The sequence below is a fragment of the Flavobacterium chilense genome, assembly GCF_001602525.1.
GTDB classification, from domain to species: Bacteria; Bacteroidota; Bacteroidia; order Flavobacteriales; family Flavobacteriaceae; genus Flavobacterium; species Flavobacterium chilense.
Map to the genome: position 1 here is coordinate 174,177 of NZ_LSYT01000001.1, position 21,729 is coordinate 195,905.

Consider the following 21,729-nt stretch of genomic DNA (forward strand, 5'->3'; position numbering starts at 1 on the left):
GTAGTTTCAATAAAGGGAAGGATAGTTCTAATCACGGAATTTTTTCCGAAATTCAAGAGGAGTAAGTGTCGTTATTTTTTTAAAGAGTTTTCCAAAATAAACAGGTTCGTCATAACCCACTTCATAACCTATTTCCCTGACGTTTTTATCTGTAAAATAAAGCAGTCTTTTGGCTTCCATAATAGAAGCTTCCTGAATATGAACAGATACAGGACTTCCTGTTAATGATTTTACCGTATCATTTAAATGAGAAACAGAAATAGAAAGTGCCGAAGCATATTGTGCAGGCTGTTTCCATGTTTTGAAATGTTCTTTAGTCAGGTTTATAAAAGCTTCCTTGATTATAATACTTCGGTTTTCGGGCTCTTTACCAATCAGTAAATTTGAAACAAGCTTTCCGGCAATTAGACTTAAAAGCCCATTTAATAAAGAATGAATACTTTTTTGAGTGTAGTTATTGGTGTTCTCTAATTGTATGTTTTCAATTAAATCCATTAGAATACTAAGCTGTTGTAAAAAAACAGACTCTTGCTGAAGTAAAAAAGGATTCCCGATTTTATTTTCTAAAAGCTGAAATACTTCCTTGTTAACAAGTGATGTGTCAAAACTAATCATCCATCCTTTCGGGGATTTTACATCTATAATGTGATGTACTTGTTCTGGAAATACACATAATAGTGCTGGTCCGGAAAATTCAACATTTACAAAATCAATATTTAATTTGTATGTCCCGCTTAGCGCTAACATCAATTGACAATGATTATCCCGATGCGGTTTAGAAATATCATGTTCTTCAACGTTCTGATCTTCCATTTTTACTATAATAATTCCTGCCTTCGCATGTGGCGAAAGCTCAAACTGTTGAATAGTATGGTTTTGATTTTTCAATATCAGAAAATTATAAGTTGTTTCTCATTGTAAAAATAAGGATTAAAAGCTCAATTGCTTGTTTACTCAATTGATTTCTAGCATCAAATGAATCACAAAAAATAAACGAGCTAAAATACTTTTTGAAAATATGTTAACTCGTTTGTTGTATTTATTCTGTAGTGTTTTTATTGCTCTATTTCCCGATGCAGAAATTAGCAAAAATATTCCCTAGTAATTCATCATTAGAAACTTGTCCCGTGATAAGCCCAAATTGATATAAAGCTTCACGAATATCAAGTGCAATTAAGTCACTTGAAAGATTAGTCTCAAGACCAAATTTAACTTTTTGTATTTCATCCAAAGCTTTTAATAAAGAGTCGTAATGTCTTGTATTGGTTACAATTGTTTCATTGTTACGAAGAGCTCCCGTATTAACAAAAGAAAGTAGTTCATTCTTTAAATCGTCAACACCAATTTTTTCTTTAGCCGAAATTAATAGCAGTTTTGCATTTAAATTTTCAAGCTTAGTTGTAATATTAGAAACTTCATTAACAGATAAAATATCTTTTTTATTCACTACAATTACTAAAGGCTTTAGGGGATATTTATTCTTGATTTGTTCAATCTCAGAAACAAATTCAGAACTTGAAACCTGAAACTTTAAACCATCAAACAAATAAATTACAACTTGTGCCTGATCGATTTTTTCGAAGGTTTTTTTGATTCCAATGCTTTCTACCACATCTTTAGTTTCACGAATTCCGGCAGTGTCAATAAAACGGAAACCAATTCCGCCAATCACCAATTCATCTTCAATCGTATCACGGGTTGTTCCTGCAATGTCCGATACAATGGCACGTTCTTCGTTTAATAAAGCATTTAACAAAGTCGATTTACCAACATTTGGTTCACCAACAATCGCAACCGGAATTCCGTTTTTAATCACATTTCCAACAGCAAACGAGTCAATTAAACGTTTTAAAACAAATTCAATTCGGTTTAACAATTCATGAAACTGTGTTCTGTCAGCAAACTCTACATCTTCTTCGGCGAAGTCTAATTCCAGTTCAATCAAAGAAGCAAAATTTAAAAGTTCTTCACGTAATTTGGCAATTTCATTACTAAAACCACCGCGCATTTGCTGCATGGCAATTTGATGAGAAGCTTCATTATCAGACGAAATCAAATCGGCTACAGCTTCAGCCTGAGATAAATCAAGTTTTCCGTTCAGGAAAGCTCTAAGCGTAAATTCTCCGGCATCAGCCATTCTGCAGCCTTTTCTTAATAACAACTGTATAATCTGCTGTTGAATATAAGTAGAGCCATGGCAGGAAATTTCAATCGTATCTTCGCCGGTATAAGAGTTAGGACCTTTAAAAACAGAAACCAGAACTTCATCCAGTGTTTTTTGGCTATCCACAATATGACCCAGATGCAAAGTATGTGTTTTTTGCTTCGTTAAATCTTTGTTTTTGACAGACTTAAAAACGGAGTTTCCTATTAAAATGGCATCAGCTCCTGAAATACGAATGACAGCAATGGCTCCAGCTCCAGATGGAGTTGCCAGTGCAACTATAGAATCTTGATTTATCATGGTGCAAAGGTATAAAAAAAGCCATAAAGTTGTGTAGGTCAAGTTGTGCTCAGGATATTTTAGCAGCGCTTAAAATAATCATTTATTAAGAAAATATTAAATGTTAAAATACTGATAATTATCAGTTTGTTTTGTTTTTAGAATGATTAAATTTGAGAGAATAACTTCTAAATCCGAATCAAAATGAAAAAAATATTATTTCCAACCGATTTTTCTGAAGCTGCCACAAATGCATTTGTACACGCTTTGGAATTTGCTAAAATTGTCAACGCCGAACTTGTTTTGTTACATACTTTTGAGATTCCGGTTTACGACAGCCAGTTTTTTCCGGAAAATTATGCTGCAATTTACAGTTCTATAGAATTGGCAAAATTTGAAATGTTCAAAGATGAAATTCCAAAATTAAGAGCTATTGCTGAAGAGCGAAAACTAGATGATATTGTAATAAAACACCGTTTAATGGATGGTGATTTAATCTATAATTTAAAAAATGCAGTAGAAGAAGATCATATTGATTTTGTTATAATGGGAACATCAGGAGTTACAGACTGGACAAAGTTCTTCTTCGGATCGAATACAAGTTCAGTAATTTCAGAAGTAAAAGTTCCGGTTTTATGTATTCCTGCTGATGCAAAATTCAAAAAAATAAAAGTGGTCGGATTTACAACCCGTTACCGTGAGAAAGACAAAGCCGAACTTAGAAAAGTTTTAGCAATTGCTAAAAAGACAAATGCAAAGGTAAAAAGCCTGTATGTTAAAACTTCAAATTCAGATGTTTCAGAAGCAACAATTAAAGAATGGGAAAAAGAGTTTGCCAATGAAAATGTAGAGTTTTTGGTATTGCCAAGTGATGAAGTCAAAGAAACCATTCTTGATTTTATATTGTACAAAGATGTAGATGTGCTAACTACTATTACGCATAAAAGATCTTTCTTTGAAAGTTTATTCGAATCAAGTTTTACAAAAAAAATAGCAAAAGAAGTTTCAATTCCGGTTTTGGTTATGCATGAAACCGAATAAAATCTATCGTATTACAATAGCAATTATGAAAGTGTAAAACCTATATTTGTATTTCATTCAAATTAAAAAAATGGAAGCATATCAAAATAAGGTTAAACACTATACTGCAATTTTTAGTAAAATCAATAAAAGATACAATAGCATAAGTATACTGCGGCTTTTAAGTGTTTTTCTTTGTTTGTTTTTGATGTTTAACTACATAAAAACCAATGAAATCCTTTATGTAGTTTTTGCTTTTCTGTCTTTTGTTGGTTTTCTTTTTTTAATGAGAGTTCATTCCCGATTGTCCTTTCAAAAAGAACTTACAACAGCCATCTTAAAAATTAACCAGAATGAAATTGCGTATTTGAAAAGAGAAAAAATCCCTTTTGAAAACGGAATTGAATTCAATGATTTCCATCATCCATACGCTTACGATCTGGATATTTTTGGAGATCATTCCTTATTTCAAAATATAAACAGAACAGCCACTTTTGTCGGAAAAAAAACATTAGCCAGTCAATTATTAAACCTGTCGTCTAATGAAACTATTCTGCAAAATCAGGAAGCCATCAACGAGCTTAAAACTAAAATCGACTGGCGTCAGGATTTCCTGGCTTTGGCAGTAATTAGTAATGACAGTAAAAACTCTTATGACTCGTTATTACATTGGAATTCATTTAAAAATAATATTCTACCTAAAGTTTTAGTTTTACTTTCTGTCGTTCTTCCAACTTTGTTTTTTGGCTTTTTGGCAGGCTATTTTATTACTTCAAAAACGATTTTATTATCTTATCTAACTTATATTTTTATTGCAAACCTGATAGTTTTAGGGCAGTCATTTAAGCGAATTCAATCTGAAATTGCCAAAGCAGATAATGTCGATAAAATCATCAAACAATACAGTTTATTAGTTCAGAAAATTGAAAACGAAACATTTCAATCCAGGAAATTAACCGATTTACAGCAGCAGCTTGTTTTTAAAAATGCTACAGCAAGCAAGCATTTAAAAGATTTATCAGAGTTGTTTTCGAGAATGGATACCATAAATAATTTTGTAACTGCAATTGTTTTCAATGGAACGTTTTTGTTTAATCTTCACGTTCTCAGAGCACTTTTAAAATGGAAAGAGAATTATTCGACTGAACTTGAAAAATGGATTGCTATTATTGGAGAATTTGAAGCCTTAAACAGTTTTGCTAATCTGGCTTATAATAATTCTGATTTTGTTTTTCCGGAAATCAATTCAGAATATAAAATTGGCTTTTCAGATTTAAGTCATCCTTTGCTTAATCCTGTAACCAGAGTGGGGAATGACACCCATTTTTATCCCCAATCATTTATGATTTTGACCGGTTCTAATATGTCCGGAAAAAGTACTTTTTTAAGAAGCTTAGGGATTAATATGGTTTTAGGCGGAGCAGGCTCAGTTGTTTGTGCTTCAAAAGCTAATATACATCCACTTCCAGTTTTAGTTTCAATGCGTTTGTCCGATTCCTTAGCGGATAGTGAATCGTATTTCTTTGCCGAAATTAAGCGTTTAAAACAAATAATGGATGCATTGGAGGATCAGCCGGCTTTTGTTTTATTAGATGAGATTTTAAGAGGAACAAACTCTGATGACAAACGTAACGGAACAATTGAAGTTGTTAAAAAGATAATCGCTAAGAAAGCCATTGGTGCCATCGCCACACACGATATCGAAGTTTGTTTAACGACAAACGAATTTCCTGATATTTTAACCAATCAATGTTTTGAGGTAGAAATTCAAAACAACGAACTTCATTTCGATTACAAACTTCGTAACGGAATCTGTAAAAATAAAAGTGCTACTTTCTTAATGCAAAAAATGGGAGTTATTTAGGATTTTAGATTTTAGATTTTCTGGAATTTGGAATTTGGAATTTAATTTTTTTGAATCAGGAGCTATTTCCTGCTATCCGTTCCAATCTTTTGTGGCGAACCCCGCCACAAAAGGATTTCCACTTCTATCAGGGCTAGGGCATACGTTTTCATTTAGAAGAAACTATTCTACAATTATGAATACGATTTATTAGCTTGTCACTCTGAACGAAGTCGAAGAGCGTTCAGGTTTTTCCTTCAATTTGTCATCCTTCCTTCGTCAGGATGATAAAATTATGTTATTATTTCAGCCCTTCCTTAATAGTATTCACAAAAGCCTCAACTGGCTGCGCACCTGAAACCGCATATTTTCTGTCGAAAACAAAAAACGGAACTCCTTGTACACCAATCTGATTTGCTTCATGAATATCAGAATGAACATCGTTTAAGTAAAGATTTTCATTATTTACTACTTCTTCTACTTCTTTTGAATCTAAACCTGCCTGAACACCAAGTTCAATCAAAATTTTAGAGTCATTTAAGTCTTTTCCTTCGGTAAAATAAGCTTTAAAGAAAATTTCTTCCATTTCATCTCCTAAATTATTCTTTTTAGCCAAATGAATAATTCTGTGTGCAGTCAGAGAATTTGAAATAACAGCTTTGTCAAAATGATAGTCCAAACCAACGCTTTTTGCGCGTTCTGCGACACCTTTATGCATTTCTATGGATTGTTCAAGAGACATGCCTTTTCGTTCCGCTAAAAACGTATAAACATCTTTTCCTGATTGTGGAGTGATCGTAGGATCTAATTGGAAGCTTTTCCATTCGATTTCGAATTCACTATTTGGAAATTCAGCTAAAGCTGTTTCCAGTTGTCTTTTTCCGATATAACAAAACGGACACATGATGTCCGACCAAATTTCTATTTTCATAGTGCAAAAATAAGAAAAATTTGTTTCAGGTTTTCTTTGTTTTAGGTTTCAGGTTTTCTGCATTGTGTTGTTTAACCGCAAAGTGCACAAAGGTAAGCAAAGCACACAAAGTTTTTACACAAAACTTTGTGTGCTTTGCGGTTTTTATAAAGCCCTGGGAACTAAAAAAAACTTTGTGTTCTTTGCAAATTAACACAATTCTAATCGCATTTCAATCTGAAACCTGTAAAAGAAAAAACATACTGATTCTTATGTATTTAATTGTGGAGGAAGGCAAATATTTCAAAAGGTGAAATAGAACAAATCACAGTAGAATTATTGTTTGAGATGAAAAGGAAAACTTTTCTCGTGTATAATTTTTTCAATAAACAGCTCTGCTTCTTTGTTTTCTTGGAATATAAAATCATATAAAGAAAAGTCTAAAACAGGTTCTCTGTCTATTGTAGAAAATCGAATTTCTTCATCCAGAATAGATATAGCGAGTATATAAGGTTTATTTGGAAAACAATCGATATCTACAAACCATAATTCGGGTCTGAACTTCTCTATATATAATTGATCATGACTGAAATTATTACTTATAAATTGCAAAAAAATATCTTTATCGATCATCTTAATGTATTCTGAATTAGATTATTGTTTTGATTGATTTAAAAATAAAAAACACCTCAAATAAAAAACCGCAAATCTTAAAAAAAGAATTGCGGTTTCTAGGTATAAAAAATGGTTGGTTAATAGCGATATTTTTTTTTACAATGATATGTCTTTAATTCGAAATTAAAAAAAATCCCTGTAACAAAAAGAAGTTTTGATGTTAACTATTTAACATTACAGGCATTACCAGCATGGTAACAGTTTCTCCTTCTTCTAAACCATCAACTGGAGTAAGAATTCCAGCTCTGTTTGGTAATGACATTTCTAACATAATCATGTCTGATTGCAGATTGGTCAGCATTTCGGTTAAAAAACGAGAGTTAAAACCAATTTGAAGGTCATCTCCTTGGTAATCACAAGTTAATCTTTCTTCTGCTTTGTTAGAGTAATCGATATCTTCTGCAGAAACATTCAATTCAGCTCCGGCAATTTTTAAACGAATTTGGTGAGTCGTTTTGTTAGAGAAAATCGCAACACGCTTAACTGAACTTAAAAACAAAGAACGGTCAATCATTAATTTGTTTGGATTTTCTTTTGGAATTACCGCTTCGTAGTTTGGGTATTTTCCATCAATCAAACGACACATTAAAATATAGTTATCAAATGAGAAAGTCGCATTCGAATCGTTGTATTCAATTTTTACTTCAGCATCAGAAGTTCCTAAAATACTTTTTAAAATATTTAAAGGTTTTTTTGGCATAATAAAATCAGCAACCTGAGATGCTTTTACATCTGTACGGGCATATTTTACCAATTTATGAGCATCTGTAGCAACAAAAGTTAATCCTTCTGGTGAAAACTGGAAGAAAACCCCTGACATTACCGGACGTAAATCATCATTTCCGGCAGCAAAGATAGTTTTGCTTACTGCAGTTGCCAAAACATCAGCAGGAACCAAAGTTACCGAAGGATCTTCAAGACTTACTGATTTAGGAAATTCTTCTCCTGCAGCATAGGCTAAAGCATATTTTCCAGAATTTGAACTAATCTCAACCGTATTGTTTTCTTCAACTGTAAAAGTTAAAGGTTGTTCCGGAAACGTTTTTAAAATTTCAAGCAAAAGTTTAGCAGGTACAGCAACACTTCCTTTACTTGTAGAATCAATTGATAATGTAGCAGACATGGTAGTTTCAAGATCCGAAGCCGAAACTGTCAACTCATTATTGTCTAGTTCAAATAAAAAGTTATCTAAAATAGGCAACGTATTGTTACTGTTGATTACACTACCTAAAACTTGTAATTGTTTTAATAAGTACGAACTCGATACTATAAATTTCATCTCTTTTGTTTTATTTTTTGTTGTATTCCTGAGTATTTAGAAGCTAAACATACGGATTACAAATATATCGTAAACAATCTTAGTTTCGCAATTTTTTTATTAACATCTATTTACTGTATTTCCTTTTTCGTAGGTAAGTAAATACGAATCCGAAAATCAATAAAATTAGAATTGGAAGTCCGATAGTTATGAATTGCGTCAGACTATAATTTTCGTAAACTTTCTCTTTGTCTAATAATGGCAGATTAACATCTTTACTTCTAATGTTAATAAGTCCTGTATCGTCCAACAAATAATTGATACAATTCATCATAAAATCTTTGTTGTCGTATAAGTTTCCGGTGCGCTGATCGTAGCCCAGTTCGACAGGCATCATGTTTTTGTCTAATTGATTTCTCGCCAGGTCACCATCAGCAATCACAATCATTTTGTTAGCTTTTCCTTTTGCCAAAAATGAATTTTCTTTAAAAGGCAATACACGATTTTCGAAAGCCGAATGAAACGAGCCTTCTAATAAAACAGAAAGTGGAATATTTCCTTTATTTAAATAATCCTGAGGAGAAGTTTTCTCGGTTACAATATTTAAATTGATTTCGGCAGGAGTTCCAATTACTTTCGAATATTGAGACGATTGCAGTAAAACTGTTTTTTTGATTCCGTTTTTAAGAGTGTCAATCGGACTTGCAAAATCAAATCTGATTCCGCCTAGATTTTTTACAATTGGATGCTGACTTGTTGGCTGAACCAGCGGAGCATATTTCCAGATAAAATCCTGGTATTGTGTTGCGCTGCCTTGTTCGCCTGTAGCTAATTTTATTGGACTTCCGTTTTCGTCTTTTACCAGGTCAGGATTGATTCTGAATCCGTATTTAAAGAACATATCATTCAGATTCAGATCTCTCGGATACGCTAAAGTTGCGCCCGCCTGATTGTATAAGCTGTCCATATCAGCCGCAACCTGATCGATTAACCATAACGTTTTACCACCATTCATGATGTACTGATCCAGAACTTGTTTTTCTTCGTCAGAAAAAGTTTCAGTAGGTTTTGAAATAATTGCTAAATCGTATTTTTTTAGCGCCTCTAAAGTTCCGTTTGGATTTTTAGCTACTGAGTCTAATGTAAAAGGTCCAATGTAATAGCTTTCGCGAATTTGTCTCAATAATTTGGCAATGTGAATTTCACTTAATTCTCCATTTCCTTTTATAATAGCAACCTTCTTTTGTTTGTCTTTGCTGATTTTATTGATCGCATCGGCAATCGAATATTCTAAATGCTGAATAGATCCAATTACTTTTTGGGTAGTCGAAGCGCCCATTATATTTTTCAATAAAGGAATATTGACTTCTTTGTTGTTGTAAACTGCAATTGCCCACGGAAAAACCATAGCCTGAGATTGCTTTCCTTTATCGTCAACTGTAATGTTTATTGGAGTAAGACCTTTTTGATACAAAGATTTTATCATATCCATGCTTTCGTCTTCGTTTTCAAGAGGATTAACAAATTCGAAAACAATATTGCTATTATAAGCCTGAAATTCTTCGAGTAATTGTTTGGTTTCCTGCTGTAAACGTCTAAAATCTGGCGGAAGATCACCCTGCATGTAGATTTTGATGGATAAAGGGTTTTTAACCTGTTTTACAATTTGCAAAGAGGTTTCGGATAAAGTATATCGTTTGTCTTTTGTTAAATCAAATCGGTGGAAAAATAAACTTCCCAATACATTTAAAACGATTAAAACAAAAACAGTAATACCTAATGTTTTGATATTTTTTTGAGTAGATGCTTTCATTACGCTTTAAAAGATTTTAATTGATAAACAGTAAAAGACAAAAATAATACTGTGATGCTTAAAAAATAAATAACATCGCGAGTATCAATAACGCCCCGACTCATACTTTTAAAATGATCCTGCATACCAAATGCCGATATAATACTGGACTGTCCCGGAATTAATGAAGCCAGACCTTCAAATCCAAAATAAAAAATAAAACACAGGAAAACTGCAATGATAAAAGCTACGATTTGATTTTCGGACAGGGTAGAAGTAAAAATTCCAATTGCAGAATAAGAAGCGATCAGAAATAATAATCCAAAATAAGAACCAATAGTACTTCCCATATCAATATTTCCTTCAGGAGAGCCTAAATTTGAAATTACTTTTACATATATAAATGTTGGAATTATGGCTAAAACAATTAAAAGGAGCGAACCTAAAAATTTACCGTTTACAATTTCCCAAATTGACAATGGTTTGGTTAAAAGCAACTCCAGCGTGCCTTGTTTTTTTTCGTCAGAGAAACTTCTCATGGTAACAGCCGGAATCAGGAAAATTAAAATCCATGGGGCTAAAGTGAAAAACGGAGTCAAATCAGCATAACCTGTATTTAATATATTGTAATCTCCTTCAAATACCCATAAAAATAGCCCGTTGCTAATTAAGAAAACAGCAATGACCAGATAGCCAATAGGAGAACCAAAAAAGGATTTTATCTCTCTTAAAATGATTGATTTCATTTGTGTTTTTGTTTTTTATTGTTTCAAGTTTCATGTTTCAAGTTACTCGCTAAACGTGAAACTTGAAACATGAAACTAATTTAAACTAACCAATTTGTCAACGCTCCACGCTTCAGGTTTTGCATTGAATAATTTCTTTGTAAAACTCCATACCGTATCAAAAAGCTCAGATTGTCTGTAATTTTCCAAATCTTGCTCGGTTTCCCAATAACTGTATGTAAAAAATATGCATTTATTATTTTTATCCTGATACAATTCTAAAAAACGATTTCCTTCTGCATTTCGTATTTTATCTTTCACTGATTCAAAATTCTCCAGAAAATCCGGGATTTTGTCTTCATGAAAACTCATTTTTACAATTCTAACGAACATATTTGTAATTTTAGATTTCTGATTGTAGCGTTTAGATTTTTTGAATATCTAAAGTCTTACAGGTGCGCAAAAGTACCAAAATTGATTGTTGTTTTTATAAAAATTTTTAATAGTTTTTTAGACAATATTGTCATTTCGACGAAGGAGAAATCTTCGCAAGAAACTCCGCAAAAAATGGCGCCAATCTTTGTAGAGCTACTCGTGGAGATTTCTCCTTCGTCGAAATGATAAAAAAGACGAATTAAAATCAGTTTAATCAGTTAAATCTGTGGGCTATTTCTATAAAAACTGAATCGTAATCACATCTCGATAATTCAGTCCTAATAAACTATTTGCAGAACCTACTTTTGATGGATTACTTCTAAAAATGGCAATTTCAAGAAAACCCGCTTCGTTAAAAATAGCCAGTTTTTCGCCCTCATACGTTTTAATTGGATATTTTTCAGAAGTAGCAATAGCCGAATAATTAGGCAAAATGGTTTTAATGCTTTTTGGTTTCATCACAATTTCATACGGACGTCCACGCGAAATTTCCAGAAATTGTTTTTTAGAAATATTCGTGATCACGTTTCCAAAATGATCGATATAAATCACATATCCTTTTAGGGAGTTTCCATCTGCGGCGACAACCGGCTGTAATTCGGTTACTTCTTTAACCGATGGAATTTCTTTACCAATTACATTCAGTAATCCGCCCTTTGCAATATGGCAGGCAACTTGTATAAAAATGTCCAAATCGCTGGATTCAGCAGGAAAACGATCGTGTATATTGATAGCGACAATTTTTTGCGGAACGATTTTCTGCGTAAGCATACTTAAGATACCATTATCAGCACATATAAAGTAATGATCGTTCCATTGCATGGCTATATGCTGGTTTTCTTTGTTGCGTTCAATATCGACACCAATAAGATGAACAGTTCCTTTTGGGAAGCTTAAATAAGAAGCACCAATAACGTAACTTGCTTCGGCAGTGTTAAATGGATCAATGTCATGCGAAATATCAATGATTCTTGCATCTGAAAGTTCAGAAAGAATTTTACCCTTCAGCGAACCAACAAAGTGGTCTTTTAAGCCGTAATCAGTAGTAAGGGTAATTATTGACATCATTTTGTTTATAACTATTGGTAGTATTTAAATCTAATTTTCATTAAATTTGAGAAATGCAAATCTAAGAATACTAAATGCAAATTGAAAGAAACAAAAGACAAATTGCGATAAAATATATAGTAGTCTAAGTTTTCAGTTTCAGTTTTCAGTCTTTTAACAAAAAGAGATTTTAATCGATACTTAAAAGTGTGACTGCGACTAAAAACTGTGACTTATAAAAAATACCCGACAGCAATAGATTTACAAAACAAATTTATTTTTAATTTAAATTTATCTCATTTGAACGAAAGAATTATCGAGCTAATAGACATCGCTCCAAAAGACTTTTGGGGCGCGCAGGATTCTCATCTTGAAATAATTAAAAAGTACTACCCGAAGCTTAAAATCGTAGCGCGAGGGACAACTTTAAAAGCCTTTGGCGAAAAAGAAGTTTTAGATGAATTCGAAAAGAGATTTCAGAGGCTCATGCTTCATTTTACCAGATACAACAACATTGATGATAATGTAATAGAACGCGTAATTATGAGTGATGGTCAGGATGAAAAAAAAGCATACGATCATGACAAAATATTAGTTCACGGAGTTGGCGGTAAAATTATTAAAGCCATGACGCCAAACCAGCAACTATTGGTTGATACCATTAAAAAAAATGATATGGTATTTGCAATAGGACCCGCTGGAACAGGAAAAACCTATACGGGTGTTGCAATGGCAGTAAAAGCTCTTAAAGACAAAGAAGTAAAAAGGATCATACTAACCCGTCCGGCGGTAGAAGCAGGTGAAAACCTTGGTTTTTTACCCGGTGATATGAAAGAAAAACTGGATCCATATATGCAGCCTCTTTATGATGCCTTGCGCGACATGTTACCCAACGAAAAACTCGAAGATTACATTTTAAAAGGAATTATTCAGATTGCGCCTTTGGCATTTATGCGTGGGCGAACACTTGACAATGCCTTTGTAATTCTCGATGAAGCCCAGAATACCACACATTCACAAATGAAAATGTTTTTAACCCGTATGGGAAAAAACGCGAAGTTTATGATTACAGGAGATCCCGGGCAGGTCGATTTACCACGACGTACTATTTCTGGTCTTAAAGAAGCTATTTTGGTTCTTAAAGACATTGAAGGTATCGGAATTATTTATCTGGATGATAAAGATATTGTTCGTCACAGATTAGTCAAAAAGGTAATCGATGCTTACAAGCAAATTGAAAATCACGATTAAGTTTTATTTTAGTGAAATGTTAAATGTAAATCGTGAAATGTGTTTTAACATTTATTAATATTCGTTTTATATCTGTTCTTTTTTAGAAAGGTATAAAACGAATATTTTTTTAATCAATTTTTTAATAATTTAAATATTTACACTGTGATTAATTTTGACTTATCCAATACAAAAGATGTAATTTCTATTCTAGCTAATTTGGCAACATTTTTCACTGCCATTATAGCAATAATAGCAATATTCCAAGTAAAAAAACAAAGATTAAGTTCTTATAAACCTGAAATCATTTTAGATAGTTTTGTAGCATTTTTCTTTGCTGATAAATTTCTGAGTAAAAAAAATAATTTTGCATTCAAAACATGCAAATATTCAAGAAATGATCAGAAAGAAAAAAAAGAAGTTCAGAAGCATATTTCTGTGTATTACTTGTTGCAGAATATAGGTTTTGGCACAGCGAAATATGTTGAGGGACATTGGGAATTTGATTATAAAAAAGCATCTAAAATATTAAAGCAAATGTTTCCAGATAATTTCAAGTTTGAAGAAGATCATAAAGGGTTTTATTTTAGAGATGAAGCAAAAGATGTTTGGATATTTTTTGATTCTGAATCTTTAGCTAGACAACAAAGTATTGACTATTTATTGCCAGAGAGTAATGGGGAAAATGGAAAAGGTCAAACAGTACCAAGAATAATCATGGATTGTCATATTTATTACACTGTTCTAAAGCATAAAATAAATGTGGGAGTAAACAAAGAATTAGTTTATGAAGAATTCTTAGAAATGCCAAAACCTATTTTTAAAATTAACTATAGAGATTTTAATGATAAAAAGCATACAAAAACATTTGAATTAAGCTTTAAATATGCTGGAAATGATTTCGAAGTACCTGACCAAGATCCTAATGACTGTGGAATTTTTTATATTGATGTAAGAGAAAAATAAATTATGACAATTTATGAAACAATTACATGATTTCTACTATAATCAAGAAAATCCCATAAAAGAGACATTTCTTGCTTTGCGTGATCTTATCTTAAAACAAGATGATAATATTACAAATGAACTAAAATACGGAATGCCTTTTTTTTCTTATAAAGGAAAAATGTTCTGCTATCTCTGGATTCATAAAAAAATCAAACAGCCTTATATTGGAATTGTAGAGGGGAAACATTTTGATGAACCTTTTTTAATTCAGGAAAGCCGTTCCAGAATGAAAATTATGATGCTCAATGCTGATGAAGATTTACCATTAGAAAAAATAGAGCTAATTATTAAGAAAGCATTGAATTTGTATAAATCCGGAATTATTAAAATTTAAAACACAATACTTAATGAAATAGTTAAATATATAATAAACTTGCGTCATTTTAGGTTTTCAGGATGTGTAATCTTTGCTCAACTGGTCTTAAACCCGTAAATTTGCAACTTACAAATATTTGACGATTAAGATGACAAAACTTAAAAATATAAAAGTTGTAGTAAGTGATTTAGACGAAACCTTACTCAACCCTCAACACAGAATTTCAGAATACACCAAATCCATTTTTCAGGAACTTCACAATCAAAATCACCTTATCGTTGTTGCTACAGGCCGCCATCATCTTGATGCTATGGCTATTATTGACACGCTGGAAGTTCCCGTTTATCTGGTAAGTTCAAACGGAGCCAGAATTCATTCACCAGAAAAAGAAGAATTATTTTCTTTTAATTTAGACAGCGATGTGGTTAAAGCAGCATTAAATGTAGAGATTGACCCTGAAATTACAGTGGTTTTATTTAAGGAAAACGTTTGGCAGACCAACAGAGTAAACGAAAGATTAAACGCATTTCAGGCTGAATTAAAATACCGTCCGGAATTGGTTGATTACAAAAAACTGGAAGATTTTGGAGCAATTAAAATTTTCTTCTCCTGCGACAATCATGAAAAATTAGTGAAACTAAAAGATGCCATTTTAGCCAATTCATCAGAACATTTGCATCATGCTTTTAGCTTGCCAACCTGTTTAGAATTCATGGATAAAACGATCGATAAAGCAGTTGCAATCGAGATGGTATTAGAAAAAGCCGGTTTTACTTTAGATCAGGCGATTTCTTTTGGTGATGGCTTTAATGATGTTCAAATGTTGTCAGCCTCCGGAAAAGGATTAATCATGGGGAACGCACCGGCTTCATTAAAAGAAACGCTGCCTCATTTAGAAGTTATTAAAACAAATGCCGAGGATGGTGTAGCCCATTATCTTGCCACAAAAATTTTAAACAAAGAATTTGTTGCCAGCGAATAAAACTGTACCAATAAATTGTAAATGTTTACACGAGCTTAAAATTAAAATTTTAGACTTTTGATAAAAATAAGATCCTTGAAGATAATACTTCAAGGATTTTTTTTGTTAGATGAATAATTGGCAAAGAATTTCGCAAGCAAATAGCAAAAACATTTTTTTAATAATTTTCAAAGTGTATTTTTGTTTTCTCAAAAAAACTAATGCTATGACAAAAAACATTTTTATCCTTGCCTTTTTGATTTTTTCGATTACAGGCAAAAGCCAGACATTGAAATTAGAAGAAATAATGAAAGGCGAATCTTTTATTGGAAATCAACCAACAAACGGGCGCTGGTCTTTAGACGGTAAAAAAGTTTATTTTGAGTGGAACCCAACAGACGATTTAGGAGCAAGTACTTATTCCTGGCAAAAAGGAGCTGCGAAACCAGTTTTGGTTGAGCCAAAAGAAGCGGCTTTTTCTAAACTTGATTTTAAAAGAAAACCAAATTCAGATATCGTTTACTATACAGAGAAAGGAGCTTTGTATTCATACTCCATTAGTATTAAAACAACTAAGAAAATTATTCAGCAAAGTACTCCGGTTTCAAATCTGGAATTAGGTGCAACTGCCGGAGTTCTGTTCTTTGAGCAAAATGATAATATCTTTAAATACAATACTAAAGAAGGAACGGTTTTGCAAATCACCAACTTTAACAAAGGAACTAAAAAAGAAAAAACACCGGAAAAAGATTCATTTCTAAAAACACAGCAAAAAGAATTATTCCAGTTTATCAGAGATAAAGAAGCTAAAAAACAATGGAATCTGGCAAAAAGCAAAGCTGTTAAATCTGATTTTGCAAAAGAATATTTCTACGGAAAAGACAACTTTTTTAACCTAAAAGCAAATCCAAACGGAAATTATGCGACTTTTAGTCTGGTAGAAGAATCAGATAATAAAAAAGAAAAAATGGAAGTTTTTATAACTGATGATGGTTATAATCAAACTCCGGAGACAAAAAATAAAGTATCTGTAGCCAATCTGGTAAAAACTAAATTCGGAATTTATTCTGTTGCAAAAGATACTGTTTATTATGTGAATTTTTCGACTTTAAGTCACATTCAGGATACACCAAAGTATTATGAATCTTATGAGAACTTAAAAAACAAATCTAAAGAAGACCGATTAATTATGGCGCAGCCACCGGTTTATAACGAAGACGGATCTTTTGGAATTGTTGAAATCAGAAGTCAGGACAACAAAGACAGATGGCTGGTAAGTTTAAATCCTGAAAACGGAACTTTTAAAGAAATCGAATACCAGCATGATGATGCCTGGATTGCAGGTCCCGGAATTCCGTCATATTCTTTTGATTCCGGAACACTTGGTTTTCTGGGAGATAATGAAACCATTTATTTTCAGTCTGAGGCTACAGGATATTCACATTTATATACCTATAACTTAAAATCGAATAAGAAAACACAACTTACTAGCGGAAACTGGGAAGTTCGTGATGTAACGTTATCTAATGATAAAAAAGCATTTTATTTAACAACAAATATGACACATCCGGGTAACAGAAATTTTTATAAACTTGCTGTAACCGGAGGCGCTTTAGAACCAATTTTAACTAAAGATGGAGCACATGAAGTAGTACTTTCTCTGGACGAAAAGTCGCTTTTAGTTCGTTATTCGTATAAAAACATTCCTTGGGATTTTTATATTGCAGACAATAAAAAGAATACTACTTTACAACAAATATCTTCTTCGGTTTCTGAAAATTTCAAAAGCTATAAATGGAGAGAACCGGAAGTAATTACATTCAAAGCTCAGGACGGAACTCCTGTAAATGCAAGATTGTATACTCCAAAAGCAGAAAACGCGAACAAAGCAGCTGTAATTTTTGTTCATGGAGCAGGTTATTTGCAAAATGCCCACAATTACTGGAGTAATTATTACAGAGAATATATGTTCCATAATATGCTGACTGATTTAGGTTATACTGTTTTAGACATCGATTATAGAGGAAGTGATGGTTATGGACGTGATTTTAGAACCGGAATTTACCGTTTTATGGGCGGAAAAGATTTATCAGATCATTTAGACGGTAAAAAATATTTAGTAGAGAAATACGGAATTGATGCAAACAGAGTAGGTATTTACGGAGGTTCTTACGGAGGATTTATTACTTTAATGGGAATGTTAACTACTCCGGGCGAATTTGCTTCAGGTGCTGCGTTACGTTCTGTCACTGACTGGGCACATTACAATCATGGATATACAGGAAATATTTTAAATTTTCCTGAAACTGATCCCGAAGCTTACAAGAAAAGTTCGCCAATTTATTTCGCAGATAATTTAAAAGGAAATCTGGTAATGTTACACGGAATGGTTGATGATAATGTGGAGTATAAAGATATTGTACGTTTGTCTCAGCGTTTTATAGAATTACAGAAAAAGAACTGGAGTCTGGCTTCTTTCCCGGTTGAATCTCATGGATTTAAAGAAACGTATTCGTGGATTGATGAATACAGCAGAATTTTGAATTTGTTTAATTCGACTTTGCTGAAAAAGTAAAAGATAAGTCGTCTAAATATAAAGTCCCGTTTATGATTTATAAACGGGACTTTATATTTTGATCAGGATTGTAAATAAAAAACTTTTCTAACTTAGCAGATTCGTTTAAACACAGTATAATTAAAGCTTTTATTAGCTAATATGAGCAAAAGTGTTTAAAAATTAAAAGAAAGAAATAACCAGAAATAAATAATAAAAGTTTTGGATAAAGTAATTTACAAAGTAGAAAATACCGAGTATAAAGCGTTAATGAGCGTTTGGGAATCTTCTGTGAAAGCTACACATGATTTTTTGAAAAATGAAGATTTTGAATTTTATAAGGCATTAATTCCCAGTTTTTTTGACCATGTAACATTACATTGTATGAAAAATGAAGCAGCCGGGATTATTGGATTTATGGGCACAAATGACGAAAATTTAGAAATGTTATTTGTTTCAGCTAATGAAATTGGAAAAGGGATTGGAAAGGCACTTTTATTATACGGAATCGAAAATTTAAAGGTGACAAAAGTTGACGTTAATAAAGAGAACCTACAAGCTTTAGAGTTCTATAAACGTTTTGGTTTTGAAGTAAAATCTGTTTCTGATGTAGACGGCTGCGGAAAACCATATCCTATTTTACATATGGAATTAACATATGCAGCAATTAAAAACAGTAAAGTCTAGCCACATATAATCAGGACTGTAATTGAAAACTGCAATTGAGACACAAAAAAGAATCTGAATAGATTCTTTTTTCTTTTAATTAGTTTTAAATTTGCCATCATAAAAAACAACACAACTAAGTATAATGAGTAATACAATCACGACTACAAATTTTAATTTTCCAGATCAAAAATCAGTTTATCGCGGAAAAGTTAGAGAAGTTTACAATATAAACGACGAACTTTTGGTAATGGTAGCAACAGACAGACTTTCGGCTTTTGATGTGGTTTTACCAAAAGGTATTCCGTACAAAGGACAAATCTTAAATCAAATTGCGACAAAATTCATGGAGCTAACACAAGATATTGTACCAAACTGGTTGATTGCAACTCCGGATCCTAATGTAGCTGTTGGTCATTTATGCGAGCCTTTTAAAGTAGAAATGGTAATTCGTGGATACCTTTCAGGACATGCTGCACGTGAATATGCTGCCGGAAGAAGACAAATTTGCGGTGTAACAATGCCGGAAGGTTTAAAAGAAAATGATAAATTTCCTGAACCTATTATTACGCCAACTACAAAAGCTGATAATGGTTCTCACGATGAAGATATTTCCCGCGAAGACATCTTAGCAAAAGGAATTGTTTCTGAAGAAGATTATCTTGTTTTAGAAAAATATACCCGGGCTTTGTTTCAAAGAGGAACTGAAATTGCTGCCGGACGCGGATTAATTTTGGTAGATACTAAATACGAATTTGGAAAAACCAAAGAAGGAGTTATTGTTTTAATCGATGAAATTCATACACCGGATTCTTCTCGTTATTTCTACGCTGACGGATATCAGGAAAGACAGGAAAAAGGAGAGGAGCAAAAACAATTGTCTAAAGAGTTTGTTCGTCGCTGGTTAATCGAAAATGGCTTTCAGGGACAAGACGGACAACAAATTCCGGATATGACAGATGCTTATATTGAATCTGTTTCTGAAAGATATATCGAATTATATGAGAACATTTTAGGAGAAAAATTCGTTAAGGCTGATATTGACAATATTGATCAACGTATTGATAAAAACGTATTAGATTACCTTAAATCGAAATAGTAATTTTCAGGTTTAAACGAACTATTTAAACCATGAACTTTATTTTTAATAAAAAAAATGCCCTGCTATTTGTATGTACAATAGCCGGGCATTTTCTTTTTGCCCAAATTGATAAAAAGGCAACAAAAGAAACAAAAGCTTTATATGAAAACTTAAAAAAGGTTTCTAAAAAACATATTCTTTTTGGACATCAGCATGCACTCGAATACGGACATGGATGGACAAACGAAGAAAACAGATCAGATGTAAAATCTGTTACAGGGTCGCATCCTGCCGTTATTGGAATAGATTTTAGCGGTTTATCAGGACATTCAAAAAACGAAATTGAAAAGACAGCAGCAATTTTAAAAAAGAATGTTGTAGCAACTTATGAACGAGGCGGAATCACAACTGTTTCCTGGCATTTTATGAATCCTGTTTCTTCGGAAAATTTTTACTGGAAAGATACTACTTCTGTTGCAGCAATGTCGTTGATCAAAAAAGGAGGATCACATCATGAACAATACAAAGAAATTTTAAAAACAATTGCAGATTTTGCACATTCGGTAAAAGCCAAAGACGGAACGTTGGCACCCATGATTTTCAGGCCTTTTCATGAATTTGATGGCGATTGGTTCTGGTGGGGAAAATCACATACTTCATGTGAAGATTTTATTGCTGTATGGCAGTTTACAATTACCTATCTGAGAGATACTTTAGGAGTACATAACTTTATCTATGCCTTTTCGCCCGATGTCAGATTTAATTCAGAAAGTGAATATTTAGAGCGTTATCCGGGCGATGATTATGTAGATATGCTTGGTATGGATGATTATGGTGATTTTGGACGTGACGGGAAGTATGATTTAAATGCAGCGAGTAAACGTTTAAAAATAATATCTGATTTAGCCATCAAAAAGAAAAAATTAGCCGCTTTAACAGAAACCGGTTTAGAATCAATCCCAAATAAAACCTGGTGGACCGAAACTTTGCTAAAGGTTTTAAAATCTGAAAATCTCGAACTGGCTTATGTTTTAGTCTGGAGAAATGATGCTACAAGTCCAACTCATTATTACGCTCCTTTTCCGGGGCAGGTGAGTGTACCGGATTTTATAAAATTTTATGATGATCCATATACGCTGTTTGAAAATGATTTAAAGGGAATTTATACTAAAAGATTTAGTTTAAAATAATGGTAAAAGAAGTGCAATGAAGGTTTTACAGAATTGCACTTTTTTTTATTTATAATTTTTAGCTTTTATATGCAACCTTTTGGATAGTTTACTCGTCTATTAAAGTAATCAACGATTTCAAAAGTCATATTAATTTAATTTTTATTTAAATCATCAATCATCTAATCATCAATCAAAATGAAAAAATCAGTAATTATTTTAGGTATGGCTTTGGCTATATCTACTAATGCTTTAGAAGCTTCAAATTTTAAGTTCTCTGTAAAAGACCAAATTAATTCTTCTGTTTATGCAGCGTCACCATTGCATTACGCTGTATGTGCCGGAGATATTGAAACAGTGAAAAACTTGATCAAATACGGCAGCGATCCTAATAAATTGTCCAGAGATATGTCGCCTTTAATGTTAGCAGCACGTTTTAACAAATTTGAAATCATTAAAATTTTGCTTGCAAATGGAGCTAATCCTTCGCTTGAGAATGAAAAAGGGTTTAAAGCACTCAATTACGCAGAATATGCAAAAGCAAATGAAGCTATTGCTATTTTGAAAAACCTGAAATAAGTGTAATAAAAAAAGCA

Annotated in this window: 20 protein-coding genes; 11 read left to right on the plus strand and 9 right to left on the minus strand. The window is 32.5% G+C overall.

Going from position 1 to position 21,729, the window contains the following annotated elements:
* Positions 1–27 precede the first annotated feature (27 nt).
* Both A4F88_RS00595 and mnmE read right to left on the minus strand, forming a co-directional pair.
* Positions 28–888 carry an AraC family transcriptional regulator gene (locus A4F88_RS00595; RefSeq protein ID WP_068840607.1) on the minus strand — a complete coding sequence of 287 codons (861 nt, stop codon included), beginning with the start codon at positions 886–888 and terminating at the stop codon, positions 28–30.
* Positions 889–1,063: 175 nt separating this feature from the next.
* Complete coding sequence (gene mnmE / locus A4F88_RS00600; protein ID WP_068840608.1) at positions 1,064–2,464, minus strand: tRNA uridine-5-carboxymethylaminomethyl(34) synthesis GTPase MnmE; 1,401 nt, start codon at positions 2,462–2,464, stop codon at positions 1,064–1,066.
* A gap of 183 nt (positions 2,465–2,647) precedes the next feature.
* Here mnmE and A4F88_RS00605 point away from each other — a divergent pair, with 183 nt between their 5' ends.
* Both A4F88_RS00605 and A4F88_RS00610 read left to right on the plus strand, forming a co-directional pair.
* Complete coding sequence (locus A4F88_RS00605) at positions 2,648–3,484, plus strand: universal stress protein (protein WP_068840609.1); 837 nt, start codon at positions 2,648–2,650, stop codon at positions 3,482–3,484.
* Between the two features lie 70 nt (positions 3,485–3,554).
* Positions 3,555–5,327: a MutS-related protein gene (locus tag A4F88_RS00610; protein WP_068840610.1), complete on the plus strand. Its 1,773-nt coding sequence runs from the start codon at positions 3,555–3,557 to the stop codon at positions 5,325–5,327.
* 280 nt (positions 5,328–5,607) lie between these two features.
* Here A4F88_RS00610 and A4F88_RS00615 read toward each other — a convergent pair whose 3' ends face one another.
* From A4F88_RS00615 to A4F88_RS00650, 7 genes are all read right to left on the minus strand, one after another.
* Positions 5,608–6,237 carry a DsbA family oxidoreductase gene (locus tag A4F88_RS00615; protein WP_068840611.1) on the minus strand — a complete coding sequence of 210 codons (630 nt, stop codon included), beginning with the start codon at positions 6,235–6,237 and terminating at the stop codon, positions 5,608–5,610.
* A 315-nt stretch (positions 6,238–6,552) separates the two neighbouring features.
* A complete protein-coding gene (locus A4F88_RS00620) occupies positions 6,553–6,849 on the minus strand; it encodes a hypothetical protein (protein WP_068840612.1) in 297 nt (98 codons plus the stop codon).
* Positions 6,850–7,051: 202 nt separating this feature from the next.
* Positions 7,052–8,170, minus strand: a complete 1,119-nt coding sequence (gene dnaN, locus A4F88_RS00625) for a DNA polymerase III subunit beta (protein WP_068840613.1) — start codon at positions 8,168–8,170, stop codon at positions 7,052–7,054.
* A 106-nt stretch (positions 8,171–8,276) separates the two neighbouring features.
* A complete protein-coding gene (gene gldG / locus A4F88_RS00630) occupies positions 8,277–9,962 on the minus strand; it encodes a gliding motility-associated ABC transporter substrate-binding protein GldG (protein ID WP_068840614.1) in 1,686 nt (561 codons plus the stop codon).
* Positions 9,962–10,687 (minus strand): gliding motility-associated ABC transporter permease subunit GldF, encoded by a 726-nt coding sequence (gene gldF / locus A4F88_RS00635; protein ID WP_068840615.1) that lies wholly within the window; start codon positions 10,685–10,687, stop codon positions 9,962–9,964. Before gldF ends, gldG begins: the two co-directional genes overlap by 1 nt.
* Positions 10,688–10,762: 75 nt before the next feature.
* The gene (locus tag A4F88_RS00640; RefSeq protein WP_068840616.1) at positions 10,763–11,059 is read right to left on the minus strand and encodes a putative quinol monooxygenase; all 297 of its coding nucleotides are present in this window, start codon (positions 11,057–11,059) and stop codon (positions 10,763–10,765) included.
* Positions 11,060–11,338: 279 nt separating this feature from the next.
* The gene (locus tag A4F88_RS00650; protein WP_068840618.1) at positions 11,339–12,166 is read right to left on the minus strand and encodes an SAM hydrolase/SAM-dependent halogenase family protein; all 828 of its coding nucleotides are present in this window, start codon (positions 12,164–12,166) and stop codon (positions 11,339–11,341) included.
* Between the two features lie 282 nt (positions 12,167–12,448).
* Here A4F88_RS00650 and A4F88_RS00655 point away from each other — a divergent pair, with 282 nt between their 5' ends.
* The 9 genes from A4F88_RS00655 to A4F88_RS00695 all read left to right on the plus strand — a co-directional run bounded on the left by A4F88_RS00655 (position 12,449) and on the right by A4F88_RS00695 (position 21,712).
* Positions 12,449–13,399 carry a PhoH family protein gene (locus A4F88_RS00655; protein WP_068841419.1) on the plus strand — a complete coding sequence of 317 codons (951 nt, stop codon included), beginning with the start codon at positions 12,449–12,451 and terminating at the stop codon, positions 13,397–13,399.
* A gap of 144 nt (positions 13,400–13,543) precedes the next feature.
* Positions 13,544–14,344: a hypothetical protein gene (locus A4F88_RS00660; protein ID WP_068840619.1), complete on the plus strand. Its 801-nt coding sequence runs from the start codon at positions 13,544–13,546 to the stop codon at positions 14,342–14,344.
* Positions 14,345–14,357: 13 nt separating this feature from the next.
* Positions 14,358–14,720 (plus strand): DUF1801 domain-containing protein, encoded by a 363-nt coding sequence (locus A4F88_RS00665; RefSeq protein WP_068840620.1) that lies wholly within the window; start codon positions 14,358–14,360, stop codon positions 14,718–14,720.
* A gap of 130 nt (positions 14,721–14,850) precedes the next feature.
* Positions 14,851–15,684 (plus strand): Cof-type HAD-IIB family hydrolase, encoded by an 834-nt coding sequence (locus A4F88_RS00670; RefSeq protein ID WP_068840621.1) that lies wholly within the window; start codon positions 14,851–14,853, stop codon positions 15,682–15,684.
* A gap of 205 nt (positions 15,685–15,889) precedes the next feature.
* Positions 15,890–18,238, plus strand: coding sequence for a S9 family peptidase (locus A4F88_RS00675; RefSeq protein WP_068841420.1), 2,349 nt, complete (start codon positions 15,890–15,892; stop codon positions 18,236–18,238).
* Positions 18,239–18,439: 201 nt separating this feature from the next.
* Positions 18,440–18,904, plus strand: a complete 465-nt coding sequence (locus tag A4F88_RS00680) for a GNAT family N-acetyltransferase (RefSeq protein ID WP_245178991.1) — start codon at positions 18,440–18,442, stop codon at positions 18,902–18,904.
* A gap of 124 nt (positions 18,905–19,028) precedes the next feature.
* On the plus strand, positions 19,029–19,982 hold the full coding sequence (locus A4F88_RS00685) for a phosphoribosylaminoimidazolesuccinocarboxamide synthase (protein ID WP_068840623.1): 954 nt from the start codon (positions 19,029–19,031) through the stop codon (positions 19,980–19,982).
* 32 nt (positions 19,983–20,014) lie between these two features.
* A complete protein-coding gene (locus A4F88_RS00690) occupies positions 20,015–21,154 on the plus strand; it encodes a glycoside hydrolase family 26 protein (RefSeq protein ID WP_068840624.1) in 1,140 nt (379 codons plus the stop codon).
* Positions 21,155–21,331: 177 nt separating this feature from the next.
* A complete protein-coding gene (locus A4F88_RS00695; protein ID WP_068840625.1) occupies positions 21,332–21,712 on the plus strand; it encodes an ankyrin repeat domain-containing protein in 381 nt (126 codons plus the stop codon).
* The last annotated feature ends 17 nt before the right edge of the window (positions 21,713–21,729 follow it).

Bases quoted from the DNA above. Each gene is read 5' to 3' on its own strand.
- A4F88_RS00685 (WP_068840623.1), top strand. From the start codon at position 19,029: ATGAGTAATACAATCACGACTACAAATTTTAATTTTCCAGATCAAAAA.
- A4F88_RS00605 (WP_068840609.1), top strand. From the start codon at position 2,648: ATGAAAAAAATATTATTTCCAACCGATTTTTCTGAAGCTGCCACAAAT.
- A4F88_RS00620 (WP_068840612.1), bottom strand. From the start codon at position 6,849: ATGATCGATAAAGATATTTTTTTGCAATTTATAAGTAATAATTTCAGT.
- A4F88_RS00610 (WP_068840610.1), top strand. From the start codon at position 3,555: ATGGAAGCATATCAAAATAAGGTTAAACACTATACTGCAATTTTTAGT.
- dnaN (WP_068840613.1), bottom strand. From the start codon at position 8,170: ATGAAATTTATAGTATCGAGTTCGTACTTATTAAAACAATTACAAGTT.
- A4F88_RS00640 (WP_068840616.1), bottom strand. From the start codon at position 11,059: ATGTTCGTTAGAATTGTAAAAATGAGTTTTCATGAAGACAAAATCCCG.
- A4F88_RS00695 (WP_068840625.1), top strand. From the start codon at position 21,332: ATGAAAAAATCAGTAATTATTTTAGGTATGGCTTTGGCTATATCTACT.
- A4F88_RS00615 (WP_068840611.1), bottom strand. From the start codon at position 6,237: ATGAAAATAGAAATTTGGTCGGACATCATGTGTCCGTTTTGTTATATC.
- mnmE (WP_068840608.1), bottom strand. From the start codon at position 2,464: ATGATAAATCAAGATTCTATAGTTGCACTGGCAACTCCATCTGGAGCT.
- A4F88_RS00675 (WP_068841420.1), top strand. From the start codon at position 15,890: ATGACAAAAAACATTTTTATCCTTGCCTTTTTGATTTTTTCGATTACA.
- A4F88_RS00670 (WP_068840621.1), top strand. From the start codon at position 14,851: ATGACAAAACTTAAAAATATAAAAGTTGTAGTAAGTGATTTAGACGAA.
- A4F88_RS00650 (WP_068840618.1), bottom strand. From the start codon at position 12,166: ATGTCAATAATTACCCTTACTACTGATTACGGCTTAAAAGACCACTTT.
- gldG (WP_068840614.1), bottom strand. From the start codon at position 9,962: ATGAAAGCATCTACTCAAAAAAATATCAAAACATTAGGTATTACTGTT.
- A4F88_RS00665 (WP_068840620.1), top strand. From the start codon at position 14,358: ATGAAACAATTACATGATTTCTACTATAATCAAGAAAATCCCATAAAA.
- A4F88_RS00690 (WP_068840624.1), top strand. From the start codon at position 20,015: ATGAACTTTATTTTTAATAAAAAAAATGCCCTGCTATTTGTATGTACA.
- gldF (WP_068840615.1), bottom strand. From the start codon at position 10,687: ATGAAATCAATCATTTTAAGAGAGATAAAATCCTTTTTTGGTTCTCCT.